General features: G+C 62.3%; 28 protein-coding genes. 8 read left to right on the forward strand and 20 right to left on the reverse strand.

Going from position 1 to position 26,590, the window contains the following annotated elements:
* Positions 1–7 precede the first annotated feature (7 nt).
* From J2Z17_RS18300 to sdhC, 13 genes are all read right to left on the reverse strand, one after another.
* Positions 8–760, reverse strand: coding sequence for an SDR family oxidoreductase (locus J2Z17_RS18300; RefSeq protein ID WP_209947081.1), 753 nt, complete (start codon positions 758–760; stop codon positions 8–10).
* A gap of 30 nt (positions 761–790) precedes the next feature.
* The gene (locus J2Z17_RS18305) at positions 791–1,204 is read right to left on the reverse strand and encodes an MAPEG family protein (RefSeq protein ID WP_209947082.1); all 414 of its coding nucleotides are present in this window, start codon (positions 1,202–1,204) and stop codon (positions 791–793) included.
* Between the two features lie 11 nt (positions 1,205–1,215).
* Positions 1,216–2,436 (reverse strand): 2-oxoglutarate dehydrogenase complex dihydrolipoyllysine-residue succinyltransferase, encoded by a 1,221-nt coding sequence (odhB, locus tag J2Z17_RS18310; protein ID WP_209947083.1) that lies wholly within the window; start codon positions 2,434–2,436, stop codon positions 1,216–1,218.
* 51 nt (positions 2,437–2,487) lie between these two features.
* Positions 2,488–5,472, reverse strand: a complete 2,985-nt coding sequence (locus J2Z17_RS18315) for a 2-oxoglutarate dehydrogenase E1 component (RefSeq protein ID WP_209947084.1) — start codon at positions 5,470–5,472, stop codon at positions 2,488–2,490.
* 159 nt (positions 5,473–5,631) lie between these two features.
* Complete coding sequence (gene sucD, locus J2Z17_RS18320) at positions 5,632–6,534, reverse strand: succinate--CoA ligase subunit alpha (RefSeq protein ID WP_209947085.1); 903 nt, start codon at positions 6,532–6,534, stop codon at positions 5,632–5,634.
* Positions 6,535–6,551: 17 nt separating this feature from the next.
* The gene (sucC, locus tag J2Z17_RS18325; protein ID WP_209947086.1) at positions 6,552–7,745 is read right to left on the reverse strand and encodes an ADP-forming succinate--CoA ligase subunit beta; all 1,194 of its coding nucleotides are present in this window, start codon (positions 7,743–7,745) and stop codon (positions 6,552–6,554) included.
* A 34-nt stretch (positions 7,746–7,779) separates the two neighbouring features.
* Positions 7,780–8,742 (reverse strand): malate dehydrogenase, encoded by a 963-nt coding sequence (gene mdh / locus J2Z17_RS18330; protein ID WP_209947087.1) that lies wholly within the window; start codon positions 8,740–8,742, stop codon positions 7,780–7,782.
* Positions 8,743–8,926: 184 nt separating this feature from the next.
* The gene (gene zapE / locus J2Z17_RS18335) at positions 8,927–10,090 is read right to left on the reverse strand and encodes a cell division protein ZapE (RefSeq protein ID WP_209947088.1); all 1,164 of its coding nucleotides are present in this window, start codon (positions 10,088–10,090) and stop codon (positions 8,927–8,929) included.
* A gap of 47 nt (positions 10,091–10,137) precedes the next feature.
* The gene (locus J2Z17_RS18340) at positions 10,138–10,662 is read right to left on the reverse strand and encodes a protease inhibitor Inh/omp19 family protein (RefSeq protein WP_209947089.1); all 525 of its coding nucleotides are present in this window, start codon (positions 10,660–10,662) and stop codon (positions 10,138–10,140) included.
* Between the two features lie 206 nt (positions 10,663–10,868).
* Complete coding sequence (locus tag J2Z17_RS18345) at positions 10,869–11,648, reverse strand: succinate dehydrogenase iron-sulfur subunit (RefSeq protein WP_209947090.1); 780 nt, start codon at positions 11,646–11,648, stop codon at positions 10,869–10,871.
* An 18-nt stretch (positions 11,649–11,666) separates the two neighbouring features.
* Entirely contained in the window at positions 11,667–13,508 is a 1,842-nt protein-coding gene (gene sdhA, locus J2Z17_RS18350) for a succinate dehydrogenase flavoprotein subunit (protein ID WP_209947091.1), read from the reverse strand.
* A gap of 5 nt (positions 13,509–13,513) precedes the next feature.
* Positions 13,514–13,894: a succinate dehydrogenase, hydrophobic membrane anchor protein gene (gene sdhD / locus J2Z17_RS18355; protein WP_209947092.1), complete on the reverse strand. Its 381-nt coding sequence runs from the start codon at positions 13,892–13,894 to the stop codon at positions 13,514–13,516.
* A 13-nt stretch (positions 13,895–13,907) separates the two neighbouring features.
* Complete coding sequence (gene sdhC / locus J2Z17_RS18360) at positions 13,908–14,300, reverse strand: succinate dehydrogenase, cytochrome b556 subunit (protein ID WP_209947144.1); 393 nt, start codon at positions 14,298–14,300, stop codon at positions 13,908–13,910.
* A gap of 288 nt (positions 14,301–14,588) precedes the next feature.
* On the opposite strand from sdhC, the gene J2Z17_RS18365 reads away from it, so the two are divergent.
* Positions 14,589–15,056: a hypothetical protein gene (locus tag J2Z17_RS18365; protein WP_209947093.1), complete on the forward strand. Its 468-nt coding sequence runs from the start codon at positions 14,589–14,591 to the stop codon at positions 15,054–15,056.
* A gap of 22 nt (positions 15,057–15,078) precedes the next feature.
* On the opposite strand, the gene J2Z17_RS18370 is transcribed toward J2Z17_RS18365, so the two are convergent.
* The 5 genes from J2Z17_RS18370 to tsaD are packed head-to-tail and all read right to left on the reverse strand — an operon-like array spanning position 15,079 to position 18,576.
* Positions 15,079–15,726, reverse strand: a complete 648-nt coding sequence (locus tag J2Z17_RS18370) for a class I SAM-dependent methyltransferase (RefSeq protein ID WP_342454428.1) — start codon at positions 15,724–15,726, stop codon at positions 15,079–15,081.
* 11 nt (positions 15,727–15,737) lie between these two features.
* The gene (locus tag J2Z17_RS18375) at positions 15,738–16,166 is read right to left on the reverse strand and encodes an EVE domain-containing protein (protein WP_209947094.1); all 429 of its coding nucleotides are present in this window, start codon (positions 16,164–16,166) and stop codon (positions 15,738–15,740) included.
* Between the two features lie 8 nt (positions 16,167–16,174).
* Positions 16,175–16,468: a YciI-like protein gene (locus J2Z17_RS18380; protein ID WP_209947095.1), complete on the reverse strand. Its 294-nt coding sequence runs from the start codon at positions 16,466–16,468 to the stop codon at positions 16,175–16,177.
* A gap of 24 nt (positions 16,469–16,492) precedes the next feature.
* Complete coding sequence (locus J2Z17_RS18385; RefSeq protein WP_209947096.1) at positions 16,493–17,482, reverse strand: NAD(P)H-dependent glycerol-3-phosphate dehydrogenase; 990 nt, start codon at positions 17,480–17,482, stop codon at positions 16,493–16,495.
* Positions 17,479–18,576 carry a tRNA (adenosine(37)-N6)-threonylcarbamoyltransferase complex transferase subunit TsaD gene (gene tsaD, locus J2Z17_RS18390; protein ID WP_209947097.1) on the reverse strand — a complete coding sequence of 366 codons (1,098 nt, stop codon included), beginning with the start codon at positions 18,574–18,576 and terminating at the stop codon, positions 17,479–17,481. Before tsaD ends, J2Z17_RS18385 begins: the two co-directional genes overlap by 4 nt.
* Positions 18,577–18,649: 73 nt before the next feature.
* On the opposite strand from tsaD, the gene hemC reads away from it, so the two are divergent.
* From hemC to J2Z17_RS18415, 5 genes are all read left to right on the forward strand, one after another.
* Positions 18,650–19,579: a hydroxymethylbilane synthase gene (gene hemC / locus J2Z17_RS18395; RefSeq protein ID WP_209947098.1), complete on the forward strand. Its 930-nt coding sequence runs from the start codon at positions 18,650–18,652 to the stop codon at positions 19,577–19,579.
* A 2-nt stretch (positions 19,580–19,581) separates the two neighbouring features.
* Positions 19,582–20,319, forward strand: coding sequence for a uroporphyrinogen-III synthase (locus tag J2Z17_RS18400; RefSeq protein ID WP_209947099.1), 738 nt, complete (start codon positions 19,582–19,584; stop codon positions 20,317–20,319).
* 106 nt (positions 20,320–20,425) lie between these two features.
* A complete protein-coding gene (locus J2Z17_RS18405) occupies positions 20,426–21,730 on the forward strand; it encodes a COG4223 family protein (RefSeq protein ID WP_209947100.1) in 1,305 nt (434 codons plus the stop codon).
* A 12-nt stretch (positions 21,731–21,742) separates the two neighbouring features.
* Positions 21,743–23,452, forward strand: coding sequence for a heme biosynthesis protein HemY (locus tag J2Z17_RS18410; RefSeq protein WP_209947101.1), 1,710 nt, complete (start codon positions 21,743–21,745; stop codon positions 23,450–23,452).
* Positions 23,453–23,467: 15 nt separating this feature from the next.
* Complete coding sequence (locus J2Z17_RS18415) at positions 23,468–23,953, forward strand: tellurite resistance TerB family protein (protein ID WP_209947102.1); 486 nt, start codon at positions 23,468–23,470, stop codon at positions 23,951–23,953.
* A gap of 43 nt (positions 23,954–23,996) precedes the next feature.
* On the opposite strand, the gene J2Z17_RS18420 is transcribed toward J2Z17_RS18415, so the two are convergent.
* Positions 23,997–25,232: an MFS transporter gene (locus tag J2Z17_RS18420; protein WP_209947103.1), complete on the reverse strand. Its 1,236-nt coding sequence runs from the start codon at positions 25,230–25,232 to the stop codon at positions 23,997–23,999.
* Positions 25,233–25,344: 112 nt separating this feature from the next.
* On the opposite strand from J2Z17_RS18420, the gene J2Z17_RS18425 reads away from it, so the two are divergent.
* Both J2Z17_RS18425 and J2Z17_RS18430 read left to right on the forward strand, forming a co-directional pair.
* Entirely contained in the window at positions 25,345–25,665 is a 321-nt protein-coding gene (locus tag J2Z17_RS18425; RefSeq protein ID WP_377300149.1) for a YggT family protein, read from the forward strand.
* On the forward strand, positions 25,662–25,976 hold the full coding sequence (locus J2Z17_RS18430) for a DUF167 domain-containing protein (protein WP_209947105.1): 315 nt from the start codon (positions 25,662–25,664) through the stop codon (positions 25,974–25,976). The genes J2Z17_RS18425 and J2Z17_RS18430 overlap by 4 nt, the downstream gene beginning before the upstream one ends.
* A gap of 3 nt (positions 25,977–25,979) precedes the next feature.
* On the opposite strand, the gene ppa is transcribed toward J2Z17_RS18430, so the two are convergent.
* Positions 25,980–26,513, reverse strand: a complete 534-nt coding sequence (ppa, locus tag J2Z17_RS18435) for an inorganic diphosphatase (RefSeq protein ID WP_209947106.1) — start codon at positions 26,511–26,513, stop codon at positions 25,980–25,982.
* Between the last annotated feature and the right edge of the window lie 77 nt (positions 26,514–26,590).

Genomic DNA, 26,590 nt, shown 5'->3' on the forward strand with positions numbered 1-26,590 from the left:
TTCGGCGTTAGCGACCGCCGCTGGCATTGAGTATGGAGCCGGTGACGTAGGACGCACGCTCCGAGAGAAGATAGAGAATGCAGTCTGCAATTTCGTCCGGCGTACCCGGCCGGCCCATCGGGATGGCGGAGGCGAGTTCGTGAGCGCGGTCGGGCAGGCCACCCGACGCATGAATGTCGGTATCCGTTATGCCGGGCCGGACCGCATTGACCCGGATGCCCTCCTGCGCGACTTCGCGCGCTAGGCCGAGGGTAAACGTATCGATAGCGGCCTTCGAGGCGGCATAGTCCACATATTGTCCGGCGCTGCCGTGGATGGCGGCGATGGAGGAGACGTTGACGATGGCACCACCCTTGCCGCCGTGGCGTGTCGACATGCGCCGCACCGCTTCCGACGCGCAGCGGATCTTGCCGATCACGTTGATGGCGAACATCCGGTCCAGCCGCTCGCGGCTGAATTCGTCGACGCGTGCGGTATAGTCGACGACGCCGGCATTGTTCACAAGGCCGTCCAAGCGCCCATATCGGCTATCGACAGCGTCGAAAATCGCGGCGATGCCAGCTTCGTTCGACGTGTCACCCCTGACTGCCGAGGCCTCGCCGCCGGCAGAGGTTATCGCCGAAACGACGTCCTCGGCGGCTGCCTCGTTAGACAGATAATTGACGAGAACGCGCCAGCCCTGCTGCGCCGCCTTGCGGGCGACGGACGCGCCGATCCCGCGGCTGCCACCGGTTATAAGAAGGACAGGGTGATCGCTCATCGGCTATATACTTGATCCCCATGCATCGGCTCAAAAGGCCAGGGTTGCGAACATCATCGCCAGACCGGCCAGCGATCCGAGCCAGACGAGCGAACGGATATAGGGAATTCCGGCGAGATAGAGCGGGATATAGACAATGCGGCAGACGAACCACACCCACGCCCCGGTCAGGCCAAGGCCGCCATCGCTTCCCGCAATCGCCAGGCCCAACGCCAGACCGACAAAGGCGGCGTAGGTCTCGAGAAAGTTTCTGAGCGCCCGGTCGGCACGACCGGCAAGCTTGCCGGTCGGCTTCTTGTCGCCGTCACGCGGCCCCGCATTCCATTCGGGGCCGAACTCCTGCGTCACCGTCAGGCCCTGAAGCCCGATATGGATCAGCAGAAGAAGTGCGCTCCAAGCGACAAGCACCAGGAATGGGGAGCCTGCCATGACAGCCGTCTCCATCAGAGATCCCCTTACAGGTCGAGAACGAGACGTTCCGGATCTTCAAGGCTTTCCTTGACGCGAACCAGGAAGGTCACGGCTTCCTTGCCGTCGACGATCCGGTGGTCGTAGGACAGTGCCAGATACATCATCGGACGGATGACGACCTGACCGCCGATGGCCATCGGACGCTCCTGGATCTTGTGCATGCCGAGGATACCCGACTGCGGCGCGTTGAGGATCGGCGAGGACATCAGCGAGCCGTAGACGCCACCATTGGTGATGGTGAAGGTGCCGCCCTGCATGTCGGCCATCGACAGGGCGCCGTCGCGGGCTGCCTTGGCCAGACGTCCGAGTTCCTTTTCGACATCTGCAATCGAACGCTCGTCGGCATCGCGGATGACCGGGACGACGAGGCCCTTGTCGGTGCCGACAGCCATGCCGACATGACAATAGTTCTTGTAGATCAGGTCCGTGCCGTCGATCTCGGCGTTGATCGAGGGAATTTCCTTCAGCGCGTGGGTCACGGCCTTGGTGAAGAAGCCCATGAAGCCGAGCTTCACGCCGTGCTTCTTCTCGAAGATGTCCTTGTACTTCTTGCGCAGTTCCATCACTGCCGTCATGTCCACCTCGTTATAGGTGGTCAGCATGGCGGCCGTATTCTGGGCATCCTTCAGACGCTTGGCGATCGTCTGGCGCAGGCGGGTCATCTTGACGCGCTCTTCGCGGGACGCATCATCGGTCGAAGACGGCGCGCGGGCGGCGGCCGGAGCCGTTGCCGGAGCTGCGGTGCCCTTGGCCATGGCGGCGATCACGTCGCCCTTCAGCACCTGGCCGCGCTTGCCGGAACCATCGACCTGGTCGGCGGACACATTGTTGTCCGCCATCATCTTGGACGCCGCCGGGGCGGCCGGCATGGCGGAACCCGACTGGGTGGCCGGTGCGGCGGGCGCGGCGGCCGGCGCTGCAGCCTGCGGCTTGGCCGGCTCTGCCTTGGCGGGCGCTGCGCCGGCAGCGCCTTCGGCGATCTGGCCGAGCAGTGCATCCAGGCCGACCGTCTCGCCGTCTTGCGCGACGATTTCGGTCAGGACGCCCGAGGCAGGGGCCGGCACTTCGACGGTGACCTTGTCGGTCTCAAGCTCGACCAGCGGCTCATCGGCCTTGATCGTGTCGCCGACCTTCTTCAGCCAGGTGCCGACGGTGGCTTCGCTTACGGATTCGCCCAGGGTGGGGACGCGGATTTCAGTGGCCATGATGTCAGTTCCGTTTGATGGATGTTCTGTCGATTGCAGGACTGGGAGGCATCAGCCCCCCAGAGCGTCCTCAAGGAAGGCTTCCAGCTGGGCGAGATGCTTCGACATCAGACCCGTGGCCGGCGATGCCGCGGCCGGACGACCGGTGTAGCGCACCCGCTGGTACTTGGCATCGATATGGGCGAGTACCCATTCCAGATACGGATCGATGAACGACCACGCACCCATGTTCTTGGGCTCTTCCTGGCACCAGACCATCTCCGCATTGCGGAAGCGGGAAAGCTCGTTGATCAGCGCCTTGGCCGGGAACGGATAGAGCTGCTCGACGCGCAGAAGGTAGATGTCGTCGATACCGCGCTTTTCGCGTTCTTCGAGAAGGTCATAATAGACCTTGCCCGAGCACATGACGACGCGGCGGATCTTGGAATCCTTCTGCAGCTTGATCGGGCCGTCCTTGATCATCTCGGCATCGTCCCACAGGAGACGGTGGAAGGACGTGTCGCCGGCCATTTCCGACAGGCTCGACTGGGCCTTCTTGTGCCGCAGCAAAGACTTAGGCGTCATCAGGATCAGCGGCTTGCGGAAATCGCGGCGCATCTGGCGGCGCAGGATATGGAAGTAGTTCGCCGGCGTCGTGACGTTGGCAACCTGCATGTTGTCTTCGGCGCACATCTGCAGCCAGCGCTCGAGGCGGGCCGAAGAATGCTCCGGCCCCTGCCCTTCATAGCCATGCGGCAGAAGGCAGACGAGACCGGACATGCGCAGCCACTTGCGTTCGCCAGACGAGATGAACTGGTCAAACACCACCTGCGCACCGTTGGCGAAGTCGCCGAACTGGGCTTCCCAGAGGGTCAGCGCGTTCGGGCGGGCCAGCGAATAGCCGTATTCGAAGCCGAGCACGGCTTCTTCCGACAGCATCGAGTTGATGACTTCGTAGCGTGCCTGGTTCGGGGCCAGATTGGCAAGCGGGATGAAGCGCTCTTCGGTTTCCTGGTCGTAGAGCACCGAATGGCGCTGCGAGAACGTACCGCGTTCGCAATCCTGACCGGACAGACGAACCTTGTGGCCTTCGACGACCAGCGAGCCGAAGGCCAGTGCCTCGCCCATGGCCCAGTCGATCCCCTCGCCTGTCTCGATCATCTGGGCGCGGTTGTCCATGAAGCGCTTGATCGTGCGGTGCGCCTGGAAGCCTTCCGGAATGGTCGACAGCTTGCGGCCGATCTCCTTCAGCGACTTCATCGGCATGCCGGTTTTGCCGCGGCGCTGCTCGTCGGCGTTGTCGGCGACGCGAAGCCCCGACCATGCACCGTCGAGCCAGTCGGCCTTGTTCGGCTTGTAGGATTGGCCGGCCTCGAACTCCTGCTCGAGCTTGGCGCGCCAGTCTGCCTTCATCTTCTCGAATTCGCCGTCGCTGATCAGGCCCTCGCCGATCAGACGGGCGGCATAGATCTCGGTCACGGACTTGTGCTGGCGAATGACCTTGTACATTTTCGGCTGGGTGAACGCAGGCTCGTCGCCCTCGTTATGGCCGAAGCGACGGTAGCAGAACATGTCGATGACGACAGGCTTGTGGAACTTCATGCGGAATTCGGTGGCAACCTTGGCCGCATAGACCACGGCTTCGGGATCGTCACCGTTCACATGGAAGATCGGCGCTTCGATCATCTTGGCCACATCCGACGGATAAGGCGAGGAACGCGAGAAGCCCGGATTGGTGGTGAAGCCGATCTGGTTGTTGATGATCACATGCATCGTGCCAGCAACGCGGTGACCGCGCAGACCCGACAGGCCGAGAATTTCGGCAACCACGCCCTGGCCGGCAAAGGCGGCATCGCCGTGCAGCAGCAGCGGCATGACCTTTGAGCGTTCCTTCAGCGGAATGACGTCGCCGTCCCAGACCTTAGCCAACTGGTCCTGCTTTGCGCGGGCCTTGCCCATCACGACAGGGTTGACGATTTCCAGATGCGACGGGTTGGCCGTCAGCGACAGGTGAACCTTGTTGCCGTCGAATTCGCGGTCCGAAGAGGCACCCAGATGGTACTTCACGTCGCCGGAGCCCTCGACTTCGTCGGGCTTGAACGAACCGCCCTTGAACTCGTGGAACACCGCGCGGTGCGGCTTGTGCATCACGTTGGTCAGAACATTCAAACGACCGCGGTGGGCCATGCCGAGCACGACCTGCTCAAGACCGTCCTGTCCGCCGCGCTTGATGATCTGCTCGAGTGCCGGGATCAGCGATTCACCACCGTCGAGGCCGAAACGCTTGGTGCCCTTGTACTTGACGTCGATGAACTGCTCGAAACCCTCGGACTCGATCAGCTTCTGCAGGATCGCCTTCTTGCCTTCGGCGGTAAAGTCGACGCCCTTGTCGGGGCCTTCGATCCGCTCCTGGATCCAGGACTTCTCTTCAGGATTGGAAATGTGCATGAACTCGAAGCCGAGCGTCGAGCAATAGGTGCGCTGCAGGATCTCCAGCATTTCCGGGATCGTGGCATATTCCAGACCCAGAACATTGTCGATGAAGATCTTGCGACCGTAATCGGCTTCCGTGAAGCCATAGGCCGAGGGCGACAATTCGTTATAGTCTTCCACGGGAGCTGCAAGACCGAGCGGATCGAGCTTGGCATGCAGGTGGCCACGCATGCGATAGGCGCGGATCATCATGATGGCGCGCACCGAATCGCGGGTCGCCTGAAGAACCTCGGTTTCCGACACCGGCGCGCCGGCGGCGGCTGCCTTGGACTTGACCTTGGTCTCGACGACCTTCTCTATCAGTCCCCAATTGCCGTCAAGGGCCGCGATGAGCTCGCCCTGCGCCGGGATCGGCCAGTTCGAACGCTGCCAGGAGGGCCCCGCGGCGGACTTCTTCACGTCGGCCGGATTGTCGGCCAGCGCCTTGAAGAAGGACTGCCATTCGGACGATACCGAATTCGGATCGTCTTCGTAGCGCGCGTAAAGCTGCTCGATATAGGCTGCGTTCGATCCGTCGAGGAAGGACGTGATCAGAAACTGCTCGTTGGCTTCTTGCCTACCCATGATGATATGCGAACCTTTAAGTTCGCCTCCCGACTTGAGAAAATTGACCGGCTACCGGTCCGTCGCGCGGCCCCCCGCATATCTGCGGGATGCCTTGAATAGATGCCCCAGGCAAAGAGATTGTTAACGATATGCTCTGCCTGGAGCCTTTATATGGGGTCAGCCCTTGAGGACTTCGACCAGCGTCGTGCCGAGACGTGCCGGAGACGGCGATACCTTGATACCGGCTGCTTCCATGGCCGCGATCTTGGATTCCGCGTCACCCTTGCCGCCGGACACGACAGCACCGGCATGGCCCATGGTGCGACCCTTCGGAGCGGTGCGGCCCGCGATGAAGCCGGCCATCGGCTTTTTGCGGCCCTTCTTGGCTTCGTCGATGAGGAACTGCGCTGCATCCTCTTCGGCCGAACCGCCGATTTCACCGATCATGATGATCGAGGTCGTGGCTTCGTCGGCCAGGAACATTTCCAGCACGTCGATGAACTCGGTGCCCTTGACCGGGTCGCCGCCGATGCCGACAGCCGTCGTCTGGCCGAGGCCTTCGTTCGACGTCTGGAACACGGCTTCATAGGTGAGCGTGCCCGAACGGGATACGATGCCGACCGAACCCTTGCGGAAGATCGAGCCCGGCATGATGCCGATCTTGCATTCTTCCGGCGTCAGGATGCCCGGGCAGTTCGGGCCGAGCAGGCGCGACTTGGACTTGTCCAGCTTGGCCTTGACGCGAACCATGTCCATCACCGGGATACCTTCGGTAATGCAGGTGATGAACGGGATCTCGGCGTCGATCGCCTCGATGATCGCGTCAGCGGCACCTGCCGGCGGGACGTAGATGACGGACGCGTCGGCGCCGGTCTTGTCCTTGGCTTCGGCAACGCTGGCGAAGATCGGCAGGCTTTCGCCCTTCGAACCGGTCCAGGTTTCGCCGCCCTTCTTCGGGTGGATACCACCGACCATCTGCGTGCCGTAATAGGCGAGCGCCTGTTCGGTGTGGAAGGTACCGGTCTTGCCGGTCAGACCCTGCACGAGGACCTTGGTGTCTTTGTTTACGAGAATCGACATTCTTTCAGGTCCTCAAATTAGCCGTTGATCGCCGCGACGATTTTCTTTGCCGCGTCGTCGAGGTCGTCGGCAGCCGTGATCGCCAGACCCGATTCGTTCAGGATCTTCTTGCCGAGTTCGACATTGGTGCCTTCGAGACGCACGACCAGCGGAACCTTCAGACCGACTTCCTGAACGGCTGCGACAACGCCTTCGGCGATGACGTCGCACTTCATGATGCCGCCGAAGATGTTGACGAGGATGCCCTCGACCTTCGGGTCAGCGGTGATGATCTTGAAGGCAGCCGCCACCTTCTCCTTGCCGGCGCCACCGCCGACGTCGCAGAAGTTTGCCGGCTCCTTGCCGTAAAGCTTGATGATGTCCATCGTCGCCATGGCGAGACCGGCACCATTGACCATGCAGCCGATATTGCCGTCGAGCGCCACGTAAGCGAGATCCCACTTGGAAGCCTCGATTTCCTTGGCGTCTTCCTCGGTCTCGTCGCGCAGTGCCTTGACATCGTCATGGCGGAACATCGCGTTGCCGTCGAAGGAGACCTTGGCGTCGAGAACGCGCAGGTGGTCGTTCTTCATGACGATCAGCGGATTGATCTCGAGGAGCGCCATGTCCTTCTCGCTGAAGGCCTTGTAAAGGGTCGGGAACAGCGACTTGGCGTCTTCAGCCGCAGCGCCGGACAGTTCGAGCGCCTTGGAGATGGCGGCCACGTTCTCGGCGGTGACACCGGCTTCCGGATCGATGGCGATGGTGTGGATCTTCTCCGGCGTGTCGTGGGCGACAGCCTCGATGTCCATGCCGCCTTCCGTCGAGACGACGAAGGCCACCTGACCGACCGAACGGTCGACCAGCAGCGAGCAATAGAGTTCGCGCTCGATGTCGGCACCATCTTCGATGTAGAGCCGGTTGACCTGCTTGCCGGCGTCGCCGGTCTGCGCGGTCACGAGCGTGTTGCCGAACATTTCCTTGGCATGGCTCTTGGCTTCGTCGATCGAGAAGGCGAGGCGAACGCCGCCCTTGGCATCTGGACCAAGTTCCTTGAACTTGCCCTTGCCGCGGCCGCCGGCGTGGATCTGGCTCTTGACCACGTAAAGCGGGCCGGGAAGCTGCTTTGCGGCAGCTTCGGCTTCTTCCGCGGAAAAGATGGCCACGCCTTCAGCCACCGGTGCGCCGTAGCTCTTCAGCAGAGCCTTGGCCTGGTATTCATGAATGTTCATTGTCTAAGTCCCTGATTTGGGGGCCGTCAGGCAGTTATTTGAGAGCCGGAGCGATGTTGATGCAGGCCTCGCAGAGACCGGCAACGGCGCCGACGGACTTCTGGAAGGCTTCTTCTTCAGCCTTGTTGAATTCGACTTCGATGATGCGTTCGACACCGCCGGCACCGATCACGGTGGGCACGCCGACATACATGTCCTTGACGCCGTACTGGCCGGTCAGGTGCGCGGCGCAGGGCAGAACGCGCTTCTTGTCCTTGAGATAGGATTCGGCCATGACGATTGCGGCCGATGCCGGCGCATAGAAGGCAGAACCGGTCTTCAGCAGGCCGACGATCTCGGCGCCGCCGTCACGGGTGCGCTGGATGATTTCTTCCAGCCGCTCCTTCGTGCACCAGCCCATCTTGACCAGGTCGGTGAGCGGGATACCGCCAACAGTCGAATAGCGGGCGAGCGGCACCATGCTGTCGCCGTGGCCACCCAGAACGAAGGCGGTGACGTCTTCGACCGAAACGTCGAATTCTTCAGCCAGGAAGAGGCGGAAACGGGCGGAATCGAGGACACCGGCCATGCCGACGACCATGTTCTTCGGCAGGCCGGAGAACTTCTGCAGCGCCCAGACCATGGCGTCGAGCGGGTTGGTGATGCAGATGACGAAGGCGTTCGGGGCATATTTCTTGATGCCGGCGCCGACCTGTTCCATCACCTTGAGGTTGATGCCGAGAAGATCGTCGCGGCTCATGCCGGGCTTGCGGGCGACGCCCGCCGTGACGATGCAGACGTCGGCGCCTTCGATGGCCGCGTAGTCGCTGGCACCGGTCAGCTTGGCGTCGAAGCCTTCGACCGTCGACGACTGGGCAATGTCGAGGCCCTTACCCTGCGGAACGCCATCGGCGATGTCGAACAGGACGATGTCGCCGAGTTCCTTGAGGCCGGCCAGATGGGCCAGCGTGCCGCCGATCATTCCAGAGCCGATAAGTGCGATCTTTTTGCGCGCCATTGAAGTGCTTCCTCTTAGATCTAAAAAACCAAGGCGGACACGGGGGCTTGAAGCCGACTGTTCGCGTGGCAATCGAATAGACCCAATGGGGAAAAATGGCAATAAATAATTATGTTTCGTTATTTTTCAAACGGTTAAACTATAAATATCTTACGTAAACGTAAGCTATTTTGCCGTCTTGCCGTCATCTTTCAGCAACTTCCGGCAATTTGCCGTCGAGATAGTCGGCACTTCGCATCTCGAACAGACGGGAGACCGTGCGGTCGAACTCGAAGCCCTCGACGCCGCGTTTCGCCGTCAGCAATTGCTCCGGTTCGGCGACAGCCGAAGCGAACAGCTGCACGCCCTTGTCATAGAGCGCGTCGATAAGCGTGATGAAGCGCTTGGTCTCGTTGCGCCTGTCGGGGCCGAGATGCGGAATGCCCTCGACGAACAACCGATCGAAGCGCTCGGCAATAGCAAGATAGTCGGACGCCCCGAGCGGCGTTTCGCAGAGCTGGGCAAAGGTGAACCAGGCCATGCGGCCGACGGAACGCCGGACCTCGATCACCCGGCCCGGCCGCTGGATCTCGACGGGTTTCTCCGGCCTGCCCGCGGCCAGCGCACGCCAGGCCGCCTGCAGCCCGAGTTCGGCGGCATTGTCGAGCGGCGAAAGATAGACCGGGCGCTGATCCAGCTTTTCGAGGCGGTAGTCTGTCGGCGAATCGAGGGACACCACCGCGACATGCTTCTTGAGAATGGCGATGAAGGGCAGGAACAGCCCGCGATTGAGGCCCTCGTGATAGAGATTGTCCGGCACCACATTCGAGGTCGCCACCAGCGTGCAGCCGAGCGAGAACAGTTCGGTGAACAATCGGCCGAGGATCATCGCGTCGGCGATGTCCGTCACGGTGAATTCGTCAAAGCAGAGCAACCGCGACTCGGCAAAGATCGCGGCGGCAACCGGCGGGACAGGATCGGCCTGCTTGGTCTCGCCGCGCTTCAGCTTCTGGCGGTGATCATGAATACGGGCATGCACATCGGCCATGAATTCATGGAAATGCGCACGGCGCTTTTTCTCGATCGGGGCGAGCTTGAAGAACATGTCCATCAGCATGGTCTTGCCGCGGCCGACGCTGCCGTGGATGTAAAGCCCGGGAATGGCCGGATCGGGCTTGCGGCGCGCGGCAAACAGCCAGCCGAGCGCACTCGACTTGGTGGCCGCCCGCTGCGACTTCAGCTCCTTGAGAACACGGTCGAGCCTGGCGGCCACATCACTCTGCGCCTTGTCGGGCTGAAGCGCACCAGCGCGGGCCAGAGCGTCGAGTTCGTCACCGACGCACTGGCCATAATCGGGAATGGGCTGCATTCTTGGCTCCGGATTGAGGTATCCGAGAGCCGGCAGAGCAGAAGCGCTTACCGGCTGAGGCTGATCGGTTGACCGTTGTTGGTGGTACCGTCGAAACGGGCATCAGCCGTCTTGTAGAGGCGCCCGATCACCGTACCGTTGCGATCCTTCAGCACGACCTGCTTGTTGGCGACTTCCCACGATCCCATGGTCGTCAGCACGCCCACGCAATTGCGTGTGCCACCGCGCGAGCCGGAGCCGAGATTGGTAAGCGTCAGGAACATGTCACAGCTGGCGCCGCCATTGCTGACCTTCCAGCTGCCGACCATCTGTTCCTTGGTGACATCCATCGCCGCGGAAGGCTGCGCGGAGGCCATGTCCGTCGGCGCGCCGTTTTGCGGCGCCTGCGGGAACTGCCCGTCAGTCGCGCCACCGGGCGGCGGCAACTGGCCGGATTCCACCGACGGCACCGGCTGCGCCTGCAGCGGCGGGAGGGTGGAGCTGGAAGGGCTCATGCCGGTGTACGACGTCCGCTGGCACCCAGCCAATGCGAGGACGAGAACAAGGCCGGTGGCCGCATACTTGAAATTCATTGTCACACTCCCGGTTGGCACCTGGCCGGTCTCTCACAGACAAAGGCGGCAGAATTATCGCTATGAGCGCCGACAATACAAGCCCTTGTGGCAATTGGGCCCTGGCTGCGAGGCTTCAAGGTCCAGGGAGACCGAAATCATCCATACTGGTGACCGTCTCATGGTAAATCGCCGGCCACCTTGCGGTGACCGGCGCAAGGCACTCGTCAGATGCGACGCTCGACCATCATCTTCTTGATTTCCGCAATGGCCTTGGCGGGGTTCAGGCCCTTCGGACAGGTTTGCGCGCAGTTCATGATCGTATGGCAGCGATAGAGCCGGAACGGATCTTCCAGATCGTCGAGACGCTCGCCCGTGGCCTCATCGCGGCTGTCGATCAGCCAGCGATAGGCCTGCAGCAGGACGGCCGGCCCCAGATAGCGGTCGCCGTTCCACCAATAGCTCGGACAGGAGGCCGAGCAGCAGGCGCACAGGATACACTCGTAAAGCCCGTCGAGCTTCTGCCGGTCTTCGTGGCTCTGCTTCCATTCCTTGGCCGGCGGCGGTGAAACCGTCTTCAACCACGGTTCGATCGAGCGGTGCTGGGCATAGAAATTGCTCAGGTCCGGAATGAGATCCTTCACCACCGGCATATGCGGCAGCGGGTAGATCTTCACCGTACCGTTGATGTCGTCCATGCCCTTGGTGCAGGCCAGCGTATTCGTGCCATCGATGTTCATCGCGCACGAGCCGCAGATGCCTTCGCGGCACGACCGACGGAAGGTCAGCGTCGGGTCGATATTGTTCTTGATGTAGATCAGCGCATCGAGAACCATCGGCCCGCAATCGTCGACATCGATGTAAAACGTATCGATGCTCGGATTGTTGGTGTCATCCGGGCTCCAGCGATAGACGCGGTATTCACGAACGTTCTTCGCGCCGTCGGGCTTCGGCCAGGTCTTGCCTTCGGTGACCTGCGAATTCTTCGGAAGTGCGAGTTCAACCATCTGTCAGTCCTCTTCCGATTAATACACCCGAGCCTTGGGCTCGATCTTCTTGGGGTCCATGCCTTCGGCGATCAGCTCGGTGTGCACCGGACGGTAATCGAGTTTCACGTCACCGGCCTCGTTCACCCAGGCCAGCGTGTGCTTGCGCCAGTTGACATCGTCACGACCGGCAAACGCGCCATCGGTATAGTCTTCACGCGCATGCGAGCCACGGCTTTCCTTGCGGGCCTCGGCGCCATAGACCGTGGTGATCGCATTGGCCATGAGGTTGTGCAGTTCGAGCGTCTCGACAAGATCGGAGTTCCAGATGAGCGAGCGATCGGTGACCTTCACATCCGGCAGTTCCTTCCAGATTTCGCTGATGCGGCGGCAGCCGCTCTCCAGCGATTCCTGGGTGCGGAATACGGCGGCATCGTCCTGCATGGCGCGCTGCATCTTGTCGCGCAGCACCGCGGTCGGGGTCGAGCCGCTGGCGTGACGGATGCTGTCGAAGCGTTCCATGATCTTGTCGCAGGCCGCAAGATTGAGCGCCGGGATCGGCGCCTCGCGGTCGATCACTTCGCCAGCGCGGATCGCGGCGGCGCGGCCGAACACCACCAGGTCGATCAGCGAGTTGGAGCCGAGACGGTTGGCGCCGTGCACCGAGGCGCAGCCGGCTTCGCCCACAGCCATCAGGCCGGGCTGGATCCGCTCCGGGTTCTCGGCATCGGCGTTCAGCACCTCGCCCCAGAAATTGGTCGGGATGCCGCCCATGTTGTAGTGGACGGTCGGCAGGACCGGGATCGGCTCGCGGGTCACGTCGACACCGGCGAAGATCTTGGCGCTCTCGGAAATCCCCGGCAGGCGTTCGTGCAGAACCGCCGGATCCAGGTGATCGAGATGCAGGAAGATGTGGTCCTTGTTCTTGCCGACGCCGCGGCCTTCACGGATTTCCATGGTCATGCAGCGCGAAACAACGTCACGCGATGCCAGATCCTTGGCCGACGGGGCATAGCGCTCCATGAAGCGCTCGCCTTCGGAGTTGACGAGATACCCGCCTTCGCCGCGCGCACCTTCGGTAATCAGACAGCCGGCGCCGTAGATGCCGGTCGGGTGGAACTGGACGAATTCCATGTCCTGCAGTGGCAGGCCGGCGCGTGCGACCATGCCGCCACCGTCGCCGGTGCAGGTATGGGCCGACGTTGCCGAGAAATAGGCGCGGCCGTAACCGCCGGTCGCCAGCACCACCATCTTGGCGGAGAAGCGATGGATCGTTCCGTCATCCAGGTTCCAGGCAACAACGCCGGTGCAACGGCCGTCGTCCGACATGATCAGGTCGAGGGCGAAATACTCGATGAAGAATTCCGCATTATGCTTCAGCGACTGTCCATAGAGCGTGTGCAGGATGGCGTGGCCGGTGCGGTCGGCGGCAGCGCAGGTGCGCTGCACCGGCGGGCCTTCGCCGTAGTTCTGCATGTGGCCGCCGAACGGCCGCTGGTAGATCTTGCCTTCCTCGTTGCGCGAGAAGGGCACGCCGTAGTGCTCGAGCTCATAGACGGCCTTGGGCGCTTCCATGGCGAGATACTGCATGGCGTCGACGTCGCCGAGCCAGTCGGATCCCTTGACGGTGTCGTAGAGATGCCACTGCCAGCTGTCGGGGGTCATGTTCTGCAGCGAGGCTGCGATGCCGCCCTGGGCTGCGACGGTATGCGAGCGCGTCGGAAATACCTTGGTGATGCAGGCCGTCTTGAAACCCTGCTCGGCCATGCCGAGCGTGGCACGCAGGCCGGCGCCGCCGGCACCGACGACCACGACATCATAGGAGTGGTCGACATAGGTGTAGACCTTGCCGTTGGCGTCTGGAGAACTGTTCGTTGCCATATTGATTATCCTACGAATGCGATCTTCAAGATGGCGAAAAGACAGAGCGCGCCGATCAGAATGGAGAAGAACGTGTTGAGCATGAGGAAGACGATCTTCGGACCTTCCGCGTGAACGTAGTCCTCGATGATCACCTGCATGCCGAGCTTCATGTGAATGATGCCCGAGATCATCATCAGTCCCATCAGCACCGCGACGAGCGGATTGGCCAGGTCAGACACGACCTCGGCATAGGGCGCGCCGACATGAGAGAGGATGAAAATGATGAAGAAGATGAAGAGCGGAACATTGGCAACGGCGGTGACCCGCTGGCGCCAGAAGTGATCCGTACCTTCCTTGGCCGAACCGAGGCCGCGAACCTTGCCGAGTGGCGTGCGCATATCCATGAGAAGCCCCTTCCTACCAGACGATATGGGCGATGATCCAAAGCACGATCGTCACCGCGACGGAGATGGCGACGGTTGCCTTGGCCAGCATGGTGGAGAACGACTTCTCGAAGCCGTAGCCCAAGTCCCACATGAAGTGACGGAAGCCACCGACCATGTGGTGCACCAGCGCCCACGTATATCCAAAAAGAACGAGCTGACCGATAATGCTGCCATAAATCCAGCTTACATAATCGAAAGCGCTCGATCCGCTGGCGGCAGCAATCAACCACAGCGCCACGAGAAGCGTGCCGAAATACAGCGCTCCGCCGGTGATGCGGTGGACGATGGACATCGCCATGGTCGGGATCAGCTTGTAGATTTGAAGATGCGGCGACAAGGGCCGGTTTTGTGTCACGTTCGCCATCATTACCTCGCGGCGTTCCTATGCGGTCCGAGAATCGGACATCTCGCGGTCAATGCACGGGAGGTTTGAGTGCATTGCATCAATCGGACCTTTAATCGCCCGTTCGGTGAACCACAAGTGTCTTATCCCTCATGACTTTATTTTAATCGATTATGGCAGCGTCGTCGGATCGGCAGATCCGGCGCGACAAGAACTGCCGCAAGACGGGAAAGTCGGGGTGACTTTTGCCGACATCTAGCCCTATATTGATTAATGATTTGTTAACCAGAATAGAGCTGGAGGCGTCGCATGGTATCGCGTATCGCAACAATGGTTGCCTGTCTGGCAGCCTTCACCGCCGCAACATATTCCACCGCAAATGCCGCGGACGGGGGCGGCCATAGGCTGTCGCAGACAACAAAGCATGTCTATGGAAGCGGCCATGGCGACTACCGCGGCCATCAGAACCGCCACGGCTGGCGCTTTGCCCGCAATGACGGCAGGCATCGATTCGGCAGGGGCCATGGCGGCTCTTCCGGCACCACGGCGATCAGCAACGGCAATGTCATTCATATTCCCGGCATCGGCACCTATGCCGGTTCGATCGACGTGGTCGGTTCGCCACGATCCGGGCTGATGTTCACCACCGCCATTCCGGCCGGGGATCCTGTCGTCAGCTATCGCGAACCGAAGATGAAGATCATCGACGTGAAGGCCCAGCCCAAGGATTACGGCTGCTCGATGGAAGCGGGCGTCTGCGTCATTCGCGGTCTTTGAGCGCAACGGCCATTGCCCGCGTTCAGCCGACAAACCGCCAGACCGTGGTCTTCTTGACCTCGCTGTCTTCCAGAATGCGCGTGACCGGTACCGCATAGGTGGCGACAGCGTCGAGCCGGTCGCGCGGGCAATAGCTGCGACCGGGATCGCCGACGAGCACCAAGGTGCCTTGCCTTGCCAGCGTCCCGAACCAGGGCACGAGGCGGTCGGCGAAATCCTTGTCATAGAAGACGTCGCCGGCGAGGACGACGTCCCAACCGTCCTGCCGGCCGATCATATCCTCGACCGATACCGCGATTGACGTTTCATTGCCGGCCGCATTGAGAGCGATCGCGGTCTGCGTCCAGGGATCGATGTCGGCCGCGGTCACATGCCTGGCGCCAGCCTTGGCCGCGGCAATCGCCACGAGACCCGAACCGCTGGCAAAATCGAGCACGCGTTTGCCACGCATCGTCTCCGGGTGATCGAGCAGATAGCGGGCAAGCCCCTGCCCGCCGGCCCAGGCAAAGGCCCAGAATGGCGGCGGCAGGCCGATCGCTTCGAGTTCGTCCTCGGTCTTCAGCCAGAGATCATGCACTTCGCTTGCAAGCCGCAGACGGATTTCCGGCACATGCGGCGGCCTCAGCCAGTCGGTATTGTCGAGAATGAAACGCTCGGGCTCGGTCTTCACCGCAACAGGGCCTATTTCGGCGGATTGTCGAGGCCGCCCATGCGGCAGACTTCCAGATATTCCTCTTCCGTCACCGGCTGCACCGAGAGACGCATGGAGGTGACCAGCGCCATTTCACTGAGCGCCGGATTGGCCTTGACGTCCTTCAGCGTTACCGGTTTCGGCATATCCTCGACGGCACGGATGTCGACGCATTCCCAGCGCGCATCGTCCGTCGTGCTGTCGGGATGGGCAAGTTCGCAGACCTCGCAGATGCCGACCACCTCGAGCCCTTCGTTCGAATGGTAGAAGAAGCCTTTGTCGCCGATCTTCATGGCGCGCATGTTGTTGCGTGCCAGATAATTGCGCACCCCGTCCCATTCCTCGCCCGTCTTGCCCTTTCCCTTCAGCATCTCCCAGGAGAACTTGAAGGGCTCCGACTTGAACAACCAATACGCCATGCTCAGCCTCAAGCCTCCGGATTGTTGAAGATCCAGTTATAGGGCTTCACCTCGACCTTTTCGAACAGGCCAGCCTTGGCATAGGGATCGGCAGCGGAAATCTCCCGTGCCGCCTCGATCGTCTCGGCCGAGACGATCACCAGGCTGCCGCACGGCTTGCCATCCTCGTCGAGAAAGGGTCCTGCCATTTTCAGCGTGCCCGCGGCATTCAGCCCGTTCAGCCATTCGACATGCGGTGGACGTGTTTCCATCCGCACATTCAGGTGGCCGGGTTTGTCGGTGCAAAGGAAAGCGAAAAACATGATTTGGAACTCCTCAAGCGAATTTCATTCGGTGGTAATCGGGCGGCGCATCAGCTGATCGATGGCCGAGCGGATGTCGAGGCGTCCATCGATGATGGCGGCGACCGCCTCGGTGATCGGCATGTCGATCGAAAGCCCCTCGGCCAGCCGTGCGGCGACGGCGGCGGTAAAGGCACCTTCGACGAGCGCGCCGGAGGACGGATCGGTGACGCCCTGCCGCCCGAGCGCAATGCCGAAACGCAGATTGCGCGATTGATGGCTGGTCGCCGTCAACACGAGATCGCCGAGGCCGGAGAGGCCACGCACCGCGCTGGCCGTGCCGCCACGCGCCTCGACGAATCGCGACAGTTCGGCAAGACCGCGCGCAATCAACGCCGCCCGGGCGGATTCGCCAAGCCCCATGCCTTCTACGATACCGCAGGCGATGGCCAGGACATTCTTCAGCGCCCCGCCCAGTTGGACGCCGATGCGATCATCGGAGGCATAGAGGCGAAATGTCGGGCCGGAAAGGGTACGCGCCAGCTTTTCGGCCTCGACAAGATCGCCGGCGGCAAGAACCATGGCAGTCGGCAGCCCCTTGGCAATATCGGCGGCAAAGCCCGGTCCCGACAGGACAGCAATCGGATGCTGCGGCAGGGCTTCGCCCAGCACTTCGGTCAGCAGATGCGAGGTTGCGCGATCAATGCCCTTGGCACAGGTGACGACACGCGCATCCGCCTTCAGATAGGGCCCATAGGTGATGGCGGCATCGGCATGCGCCTGCGATGGCATGGCGAAGAGGACGATATCGGCCTTTGCCAGCACCTCGGGCTCGTGCGAAAAATTCAAAGCATCGGGCAAGGGTATGCCCGGCAATGCTGCGTCATGGAACCGGTCCGTTCGAAGGTCTGCCATCAGCGCCGGATCGCGGCCGAGCAGGGTCACGGTCGCGCGGCCCTCCAGCGCGGTGACGGCGGCAAGCGCCGTGCCGAATGCGCCGGCACCGATAACAACGATCTGAGGACCTCCCGTCATGCCTTTGCTCCGCGCTTGCCATAGGCGAGCAAAGCCGGCGCCGCGTCATCGAGCGGCCAGCGCGAACGTGGCGCAAACGCGAAATCGTCTGCCGGAAGGTCGAGCGCCATGCGCTCCAGCCCCGCCCATGCGATCATGACCGCATTGTCGGTACAAAGCCGATGCGGTGGCGCGACGAAGCGGAAGCCATGCTTGCCACAGAGGTCAGTCAGCACCCGGCGCAGTTCCTGATTGGCCGCCACGCCGCCGGCCACGACCAGGGCGGGGACACCATGGGTTTCGGGAAACTCCGATTTGAATCGCTGCAATCCGCGGCCGATACGATCTTCCAGGGTGCGGCCGATCGCCCGTTGAAAAGATGCGCAGATGTCTGAAATATCCTGATCGGACACCGGTGCGACGCCTTCGGCTGCCTGCCGCACGGCGGTCTTGAGCCCGGAAAACGAGAAGTCGAGACGTGCCTCTCCGACGAGCGGGCGGGGAAAGTCGAACCGGCGTTCGTCGCCGCCCCTCGCCGCGCTCTCCACGGCCGGTCCGCCGGGATAAGGCAGGCCCAAGAGCTTTGCCGTCTTGTCGAAGGCCTCGCCGAGTGCGTCGTCGATCGTCGTGCCCCAGCGCTCATAGTCGCCGATGCCACGCACCAGAACCAGCTGGGTATGGCCGCCCGAGACAAGCAGCATCAGGTAGGGAAAGGTCAGCTTGTCGGTCAGCCGCGCCGTCAGTGCGTGCCCTTCGAGGTGGTTGATCGCATAGAGCGGCTTGCCGGTGGTGCGGGCAATCGCCTTGCCGGTCATCAGGCCGACAAGCAGGCCGCCGATCAGTCCCGGCCCTGCGGTTGCCGCCACTGCGTCGATATCGCGCAGCCGCACACCGGAGCGTTCCAGCGCCTCTGCGATCAGCGTATCCAGGGCGTCCACATGGGCACGGGCCGCGATCTCGGGCACCACGCCACCATAGGCGGAATGCTCGTCCATCTGGCTCAGGACGACGTCTGCGAGGATATCGCCGGTGCCATCCTCGCGCCGGGAAACGACCGCCGCCGCGGTTTCGTCGCAGCTCGTTTCGATGCCGAGGACGAGGGAAGAAGAAGCCATTTATGCCGTTCGTTGATTGCGATGAAAAACAAAGAGCGTTACGAGGTCTGTCGGTAACAACGGATTTGAGTGGATGCAAACAAAACCTTTCCGCATCGGGACCCGCAGCAGCCCGTTGGCGCTGGCCCAGGCCCAGGAGGCCCGTGACCGGCTGATGGCGGCGCATGGATTGCCGGCGGAAATGTTCGAGATTGTACCGCTGTCGACCAAGGGCGACCGCGTGCAGGACCGGGCGCTCGCCGAGATCGGCGGCAAGGGACTGTTCACCGAGGAACTTGAAGCCCAGCTCCTGTCCGGCGGGCTCGACATCGCCGTTCATTCGTCAAAGGACATGCCGACCGCCTTGCCCGAGGGCCTCTATATCTCGGCCTATCTGCCGCGCGAGGATATGCGCGATGCCTTTATCGGAAGGACGGCGCCGAAGCTGATCGAACTGCCGCATGGCGCCGTCGTCGGTTCCGCCTCGCTGCGCCGCCAGGCCTTGATCCGCAGGCTGCGCCCGGACCTGAAGGTGATCACCTATCGGGGTGCCGTGGAAACGCGGCTGCGCAAGCTCGATGAGGGCCAGGTCGATGCGACTTTGCTTGCCTTTGCCGGTTTGCGCCGGCTCGGCATGCCGGGAGTGCCGACCGAACTTCTCGACCCTTCCGAATTTCCCCCTGCCCCCGCGCAGGGTGCGATCTGCATCGAGAGCCGTATCGACGATGCCCGCATCGACACCCTGCTCGAGCCGATCAACGATCGGCAGACCTTCGATGCGGTGAGCTGCGAACGCGGCTTTCTCGCCACCCTCGACGGCTCCTGCCGCACGCCGATTGCCGGCTATGCCATCTGCGATGGCGACATGCTCCGCTTTTCCGGCATGATCCTGACCCCGGATGGCAGCCGTTTTCACACGATCGAACATGAAGGCCGCTGCACCGACGCCAAGGCCATCGGCGAGCAGGCCGGCGCGCAGATCCGGGCTGCGGCCGGAGCGGAATTCTTCGAAAGCTGGACCTGATCATGCGGGTTCTCGTCACGCGGGCCGAACCGAATGCGACGAGAACGGCGATGAAGCTGCGCGAGATGGGTCACGAACCGGTGGTCCTGCCTCTGTCGCAGGCCATTCGCGCAGCCGGCACGGCGGCATCTGCTTTGCAGAACACCTCGGGACCGATTGCCGTGACCAGCGCCGAGGCATTGCGTGTCCTTTGCGAAATTGCGCCCGCCGACAGGTCCTGGATGAGCCGTGTGCTTTACGCGGTGGGACCGGCAACCGCCAAGGCCGCGACGGAGCTCGGTTTCCACACGGTCTTCACCGGCGAAGGCAATGCCGCGTCTTTGGCCGAGCGGATCGTCGCCGACGTCTCCGCCAGAAACCGTCAGGCCGCCCCAAGCCACCTTCTTTATCTCGCCGGCACCCCCCGCACGGAAGGGTTTGAAGCGGTGATCGCGAAGGCCGGCATTCCGGTGGAGATCTGCGAGTGCTATCGGATGACGGCAGTCGTTCCGGACCTCGCCACCCAGCAACTTTCGCTGATCACGCAAAGCCCGCAGGCGGTGCTCTGTTATTCCTCCGAGAGTGTGCGACGATTGCTTCAACTCCCTCTGCTTTGCGAGCGGCAGGAGGCGCTCGCCCAGGCGCTGTTCTGCTGCATGAGCGACACCGTCGCCTCCACCCTGCCGCCACGTTTTCGCAGCCATGCGCGCATTGCGTCGACGACGTCGGAGACCGAACTGCTGACACTTTTATCGGGCTAGGGCCGTCCTTCGATCAAACTTCGGGAACCAAAATCGATTCTGCCCCTTTCCATTGCGGGCGTCCCTTACTAGTTTCAATCAGCACTGCACGAAATGAGAGGTTGTCATGGCTTCCGGAAAACCGCCGCGCCGTCCCAAGGCGTCCACCGACCCGGTCACCATCGATCTGGAGGCCGAACAGAACGGCCCGGACAAGCCGGACGAAGGTGTGAAACCCGAGGACCTGACGGCAGACGAAAACCTGCCTATTTCACCCGACGGAGACCCTGTGGAGGCGCCGCCGGAAAAGCAGTCGGAGCCGGCCAGCAGTCCGGCCGGACTGCCGTTCGAAGATCGCCTGCCGCATGACGAGGGGACGAAACCGGAAGACCTGACCGCCGATGAGGCGTTCACGCCCGTGCCCGACCAAACGCCGGATACGCCGGTGCCACCGATCGCGAGTGCTGAAAAAGGACCCGGCGCTGCTCCCCTGATTGCCTCCGGCATCGTCGGCGGCATTGTCGCACTGCTGCTGGCGGGCGGCATGCAATATGCGGGCTATCTGCCCAGCGCTTCATCGAACGACCAGTCCACCTCCACATCGGACTTGACTGCCGACCAGAATGCAAAGATTTCCAGCCTCGAAGCCAAGGTTGCCGCGCTCAGCCAGACCGCCGGTAACAACGGCGGTGACAGCGCGCTCGCGGCGCGGGTCGAAACGCTCGAAGGTACCGTCGGGCAGCTCGGTGCAGCTGGTTCCGGCGACCAGCAACAGGCAATCGACGATCTCAAGACCCAGATCGCGAGCCTCAGCACGACATTGAACGAGGCTCAGGCGGCGATCGCCACCAACAAGCAGACTCTCGACAGCACCGGCACCCGTCTTGAAACGGCAGAGCAGCAATTGCAGGCGCCGAGCAAGGACATGGAGATGGCGCGAACCATCGCCGTCAACTCGCTGAAAGCCGCCGTCGACCGGGGCGGCCCCTATCTGAGCGAACTGGAAACGCTGAAAAGCATTGCCCCCGATGACGCAGCCATCGCCGGTCTCAATGACCATGCCAAGACAGGCGTACCGTCGCGGGCAGAGCTTGTTCGCCAGTTTCCCAAGGTCGCAGACAGCATTCTCTCCGCGATAGACCAGCCCGCCGATGGCGACAGTCTCGGCGGCCGTCTGATGTCCAGCGCAATGTCGCTCATCAAGGTGCGTTCCGTCGGAAATGTCGAGGGCGAAGGCGCAGACGCCATCGTCGCGCGCATCGAGGACAAGCTGCACAATGGCGATATGAAAGGGGCCGAACTCGAATGGGAAACGCTGCCGGATGCCGGCAAGCAGGCTTCCCAGGCCTTCGCCGACAAACTGAAAGCCCGCATCGACGTCGAAGCCAAGATCGACGACGCCATGAAATCGGCCATCGGTGCCAACGGCTAAGGAGCGGAAACATTGATCCGTCTGCTGATATTCTTTCTGATCGTTCTGGCCCTGGGTTTCGGCTTTGCCTGGCTGGCGGACAGACCGGGTGAACTCTCGCTCATCTGGGAAGGCCAGCTGATCGAAATGAGCCTGGTGGTCGCCGCGACGATCGTGGTCGCCATCGTGGCGGCGGTGATGATCGTCTGGTGGCTGATCCGCACCGTCTGGACCTCGCCGCACTCCATGCGCCGCTTTTTCCGCGCCCGCAAAAGAGACCGCGGCTACCAGGCGCTCTCGACCGGCCTAATCGCCGCCGGTGCCGGCAATGCGGCGCTGGCCAAGCGCATGAGCTCGCGCGCTCGCGGGTTGCTGCGCGCCGACCAGGAACCGCTGATCCTGATGCTGGAGGCGCAGGCAGCGCTGATCGAGGGACGACAGGACGATGCCCGCCGCATGTATGAGCGGATGGCAGACGATCCGGAAACGCGCGAACTCGGTCTTCGCGGTCTCTATATCGAGGCCAGCCGCCTCGGGGCCAACGAGGCGGCACGCCAATATGCCGAACGCGCGGTCGAACATGCCCCTTATCTCCCCTGGGCAGCACAGGCGACGCTCGAACACAAGAGCCGCGCCGGCGACTGGGACGAGGCGATCCGTCTGTTAGACCAGCAACGGCTGGCGCATGTCATGGACAAGGCGGAGGCCGAGCGGCTGAAGGCCGTGCTGCTGACCGCCAAGGCGCAGCAATCGCTCGATGGCGATCCGGCGCTCGCGCGCGACACGGCCGTCCGCGCGCTGAAGCATGCAAAGGACTTTGTGCCCGCGGCCCTGATCGCGGCGCAGGCCTATCGCCGGGAAGAGAATGTCCGCAAGGCAAGCTCCGTGCTGGAACAGGCCTGGAAGCGCTTCCCGCATCCGCATGTTGCTGAGCTCTACGTGCGCCTGCGCAATGGCGATAGCGGTGCCGACCGCCTGAAGCGCGCCGAAAAGCTCGAGGCGATGAAACCCAACAATCCCGACTCGCTCTATATCGTTGCCGAAGCCGCGCTCGCTGCACGGGACTTCGACAAGGCACGCAACAAGGCCGAAGCGCTGGTGCGTATCGCGCCCAGCGAGCGGGTCTTCCTGCTGCTGGCTGACCTTGAGGAAGCCGATAGTGGCGATCAGGGCCGGATCCGCCACTGGATGGCCAATGCGCTGCGCGCGCCGCGCAATGCCGCATGGGTCGCCGACGGTTATGTATCGGACGCTTGGCTGCCGATGTCGCCTGTCAGCGGCCGGCTGGATGCGTTCGAATGGAAGATGCCCTTCGACCAGCTTGCCGGCCCGACGGAAGATGCCGCAAATGCCGGCGAGAATGCACTGGCAAGCCTTCCTCCGCTCGCAGCGGCAGCACCGGAGCCGGCCCCCGAGCCGACACGCGAGCCGGACCCCAGGCCTGCCGTAGCGCAACCGGCGTCTGCCACGCCACCGGTGATGAAGGAGGTCGAGGTCACGCCCGTAGCGAGTGTCCCGGAACAGCCCCCTGAGCCGGAGGTCAAGGAACCCCCGAGGCCGGAACCGGAAATCATGCCCCCTCCCCCGAAGCCTCCGGTCGAGCCTGCCGTTCCTGCCGACAAGACGGTGAAGGTCGAACCGAAGGATGAATCGGAGCCGCTGTTCGGGCGGCGTCCCGATGACCCCGGCGTGCGCGATCCCAATGCGCCAAGCGGCGACAAGGCCAGGGTCCAACTTTTCTGAACCGGAGGTCTCCGCTTGTTCGAACGTCTACAGAGTTTTTTCCAGGATCTGGTCGGCCCTGAAAAGCCGTCGCGATTCACACGCAACGACCCGCGGGTCGCGGTCGCTGCGCTTTGCATGCAGGTGATGGAGGCGGATGGCGTCGTTCGCCAGTCTGAAAAAGACAAGCTGCGGGCGGCCCTGATGCGCAGTTATGACCTCAGCGACCGGGAGCTGTCCGAGCTTCTGGCGGCGGGCCAGGAGGCGGAGAGCGAAGCGGTCGATTACTATCGCTTCACCACCGAGCTCAAGCGCCATCTCGACGAGGATCAGCGCGCGCAGCTGATCGGCATTCTCTGGGATATCGTGCTGGCCGATGGAGAGCGCAGTGAAATCGAAGACCACGTGGTCTGGCGGATCGCCGATCTGCTCGGCGTCTCCAACCGCGAAATGGTGCTCTCCAGACAGGATGCCATGGCGCGGGCCGAGGGCCTGACGGAAGCGACGGACGGGCAGTCGTAGCCCGTCGCTCCGGCTACTCATTTTCACGCCGAACGGCCGCAGCCTAGACCTCCGGCGCGTCCAGGCTGTCGACCTTGCGTAGTTTCGGGAAGGTCGCGGCCCACAGGCCCGCAACGATCAGCGTTCCGACACCGCCTATGACGACGGCCGGCACCGGTCCGATCAGCGAAGCGACGGTGCCCGCGCGGAATTCGCCGAGTTCGTTCGACGCTCCAACGAAGACCATGTTGACCGCGCTGACCCGCCCGCGCACTTCGTCCGGCGTCCAGAGCGCGATCAGCGTCTCGCGCACATAGACGGACGCCATGTCGGCAGCGCCCATCAGGAAAAGCGCTGCGATGGAAACCCATGCCACATCGGAAAACCCGAACACGATCGTCGCGGCGCCGAAAATCGCAACGCCGATGAACATGAACAGCCCCGCATGGTGGCGAACGGGAAAGCTTGCCAGATAGATGGCGACCAGGATCGCACCGACGCCCGGCGCGGCACGCAGAAGACCGAGCCCCCAGGGCCCGAGCGTCAGAATGTCACGGGCAAAGATCGGCATCAGCGCGACGGCGCCGCCGAGCAGGACCGCAAACATATCGAGCGAGATCGCGCCGAAGACGATTTTCTCGCCCCAGATGAAGCGGAAACCGGCGAGGATAGCATCCCAGCCTACTGCCTTGGCCGGCGTGCGCTGGGCAGGCTTGGGAATGAGGAAGACCAGGGCTGCGGCGACGACGCAGAACACGAATGCCACGAGATAGCCGAGGCCGGCGCTGACACCGTAGAGCAGACCGCCAGCCACGGGACCGACGATGGAGGCGATCTGCCAGGACGACGAGTTCCAGGCGACAGCATTGGCAAGATCGTGTTGCGGCACGAGGTTGGGTGCCAGAGACTGCATTGCCGGCGCCATGAAGGCGCGCTCGAGACCGATCACGATCAGAATGGCGAAGACGAGCACCGGTGCGAAGGCATCGAGAACGGTAAGTGCGAGCAGCGCACCGGCGCAGGCCGCACTGACCACCATGCAGATGGCAACGATCACCCGCCGATTATAGCGGTCCGCCACCGACCCGGTCACCAGCATCAGAAGCAGGGAGGGCAGGAACTGCACCAGGCCGATCAGCCCGAGATAAAGCGCGCTGCCGGTCACGTCGTACATCTGCCAGCCGACAGACACGCTGATCACCTGGGTGGCAAAAGACACCAGAAGTCGAGCAAAGAAAAAGCGGGCATAGGAGCTGTGGCGAAATGCAGCGAACCGATCGGCCGAGGCGGGAGTGGACATCAAAGAGCTTTCAAAGGCACACGACATGTGCTGCCGCCGGCGGCGACGCCGTTAAACATGATTCATTCCCCGGTCGATCGCGCCACTTGCCCCTTTAGTCCCCAATGTCTACATCACTGTCAACACGGAAACGGAGATCGATATGCTAGCGTTGTTTCGGACGATTGATTTGGCCCTTCAGCTTTACACCTGGATCCTGATCGCAAGCGCGATCTTTTCCTGGCTCTATGCATTCAACGTCATCAATTCGGGCAATCGCTTCGTCTACTCGCTCGGCCAATTCTTCTTCAACGTGACGGAACCGGTTCTGCGCCCGATTCGGCGTGTCCTTCCCGACCTCGGCGGCATCGATATCTCGCCGATCATCGTGCTTCTGATCATCTTCTTCATTCGCCAGCTGCTCTGGACCACGATCGTCCCCGCCGTCCTTTGATCCGGCCTTACACGGCCGGCGATGATCATCTGCGGCTGTCGGTTCGCCTGACGCCGGGTGGCGGGGCGGACCGGATCGATGGCACGGAGGTGAACGCCGCCGGCGAAACCCATCTCAAGGTGCGCGTCGCCGCGGCGCCCGAAAAGGGCAAGGCGAACAAGGCGCTGATCGCGCTTCTCGCCAAATCGCTGAAAACAGCAAAATCCGGTATCAGCCTGATCTCCGGCGATACCTCCAGACAGAAAATCCTCCGGATCGACGGCGATCCGGAGGATTTGATCAAAAGGCTGGAGCCGTTCTTCAAGCAGTAGATGTTACTTGGCGTTCTTTTCGCGTTCGATGGAGGCCAGGATCATCTGCTTGGCGACGTCCACGTCCTGCCAGTCGCCGATCTTCACCCACTTGCCGGGCTCCAGATCCTTGTAATGCTCGAAGAAGTGCTGGATCTGCTTCAGGGTAATTTCCGGCAGATCGGTATAGTTGTTGATCTTGTCATAGCGGCGCGTCAGCTTCGGCACCGGCACGGCCAGGATCTTCTCGTCCTTGCCGCCGTCGTCTTCCATCATCATCACGCCGATCGGGCGGACATTGATGACACAACCCGGCACCAGCGGGCGCGTGTTGCAGATCAGGACATCCAGCGGATCGCCATCTTCGCAAAGCGTATGCGGAACGAAGCCGTAATTGCCCGGATAGGTCATCGGCGTATAGAGGAAACGATCGACGACGAGCGTCCCGGCATCCTTGTCCATCTCATACTTGATGGGATGACCACCGACCGGAACTTCGACGATGACGTTGATGTCTTCCGGCGGGTTCTTGCCGATGGCGATTGCATCAATGCGCATTTCATTCCTCATGAATGGATTATGATTTACCGGTCTCGATAATGGGAATCCCTTCGCGATGCAACAAGCCATTGAGA

The sequence above is a fragment of the Heterorhizobium halophytocola genome (assembly GCF_017873095.1).
GTDB lineage: Bacteria > Pseudomonadota > Alphaproteobacteria > Rhizobiales > Rhizobiaceae > Allorhizobium > Allorhizobium halophytocola.

Bases quoted from the DNA above. Each gene is read 5' to 3' on its own strand.
- J2Z17_RS18300 (WP_209947081.1), bottom strand. From the start codon at position 760: ATGAGCGATCACCCTGTCCTTCTTATAACCGGTGGCAGCCGCGGGATC.
- J2Z17_RS18305 (WP_209947082.1), bottom strand. From the start codon at position 1,204: ATGGAGACGGCTGTCATGGCAGGCTCCCCATTCCTGGTGCTTGTCGCT.
- odhB (WP_209947083.1), bottom strand. From the start codon at position 2,436: ATGGCCACTGAAATCCGCGTCCCCACCCTGGGCGAATCCGTAAGCGAA.
- J2Z17_RS18315 (WP_209947084.1), bottom strand. From the start codon at position 5,472: ATGGGTAGGCAAGAAGCCAACGAGCAGTTTCTGATCACGTCCTTCCTC.
- sucD (WP_209947085.1), bottom strand. From the start codon at position 6,534: ATGTCGATTCTCGTAAACAAAGACACCAAGGTCCTCGTGCAGGGTCTG.
- sucC (WP_209947086.1), bottom strand. From the start codon at position 7,745: ATGAACATTCATGAATACCAGGCCAAGGCTCTGCTGAAGAGCTACGGC.
- mdh (WP_209947087.1), bottom strand. From the start codon at position 8,742: ATGGCGCGCAAAAAGATCGCACTTATCGGCTCTGGAATGATCGGCGGC.
- zapE (WP_209947088.1), bottom strand. From the start codon at position 10,090: ATGCAGCCCATTCCCGATTATGGCCAGTGCGTCGGTGACGAACTCGAC.
- J2Z17_RS18340 (WP_209947089.1), bottom strand. From the start codon at position 10,662: ATGAATTTCAAGTATGCGGCCACCGGCCTTGTTCTCGTCCTCGCATTG.
- J2Z17_RS18345 (WP_209947090.1), bottom strand. From the start codon at position 11,648: ATGGTTGAACTCGCACTTCCGAAGAATTCGCAGGTCACCGAAGGCAAG.
- sdhA (WP_209947091.1), bottom strand. From the start codon at position 13,508: ATGGCAACGAACAGTTCTCCAGACGCCAACGGCAAGGTCTACACCTAT.
- sdhD (WP_209947092.1), bottom strand. From the start codon at position 13,894: ATGGATATGCGCACGCCACTCGGCAAGGTTCGCGGCCTCGGTTCGGCC.
- sdhC (WP_209947144.1), bottom strand. From the start codon at position 14,300: ATGGCGAACGTGACACAAAACCGGCCCTTGTCGCCGCATCTTCAAATC.
- J2Z17_RS18365 (WP_209947093.1), top strand. From the start codon at position 14,589: ATGGTATCGCGTATCGCAACAATGGTTGCCTGTCTGGCAGCCTTCACC.
- J2Z17_RS18375 (WP_209947094.1), bottom strand. From the start codon at position 16,166: ATGGCGTATTGGTTGTTCAAGTCGGAGCCCTTCAAGTTCTCCTGGGAG.
- J2Z17_RS18380 (WP_209947095.1), bottom strand. From the start codon at position 16,468: ATGTTTTTCGCTTTCCTTTGCACCGACAAACCCGGCCACCTGAATGTG.
- J2Z17_RS18385 (WP_209947096.1), bottom strand. From the start codon at position 17,482: ATGACGGGAGGTCCTCAGATCGTTGTTATCGGTGCCGGCGCATTCGGC.
- tsaD (WP_209947097.1), bottom strand. From the start codon at position 18,576: ATGGCTTCTTCTTCCCTCGTCCTCGGCATCGAAACGAGCTGCGACGAA.
- hemC (WP_209947098.1), top strand. From the start codon at position 18,650: ATGCAAACAAAACCTTTCCGCATCGGGACCCGCAGCAGCCCGTTGGCG.
- J2Z17_RS18400 (WP_209947099.1), top strand. From the start codon at position 19,582: ATGCGGGTTCTCGTCACGCGGGCCGAACCGAATGCGACGAGAACGGCG.
- J2Z17_RS18405 (WP_209947100.1), top strand. From the start codon at position 20,426: ATGGCTTCCGGAAAACCGCCGCGCCGTCCCAAGGCGTCCACCGACCCG.
- J2Z17_RS18420 (WP_209947103.1), bottom strand. From the start codon at position 25,232: ATGTCCACTCCCGCCTCGGCCGATCGGTTCGCTGCATTTCGCCACAGC.
- ppa (WP_209947106.1), bottom strand. From the start codon at position 26,513: ATGCGCATTGATGCAATCGCCATCGGCAAGAACCCGCCGGAAGACATC.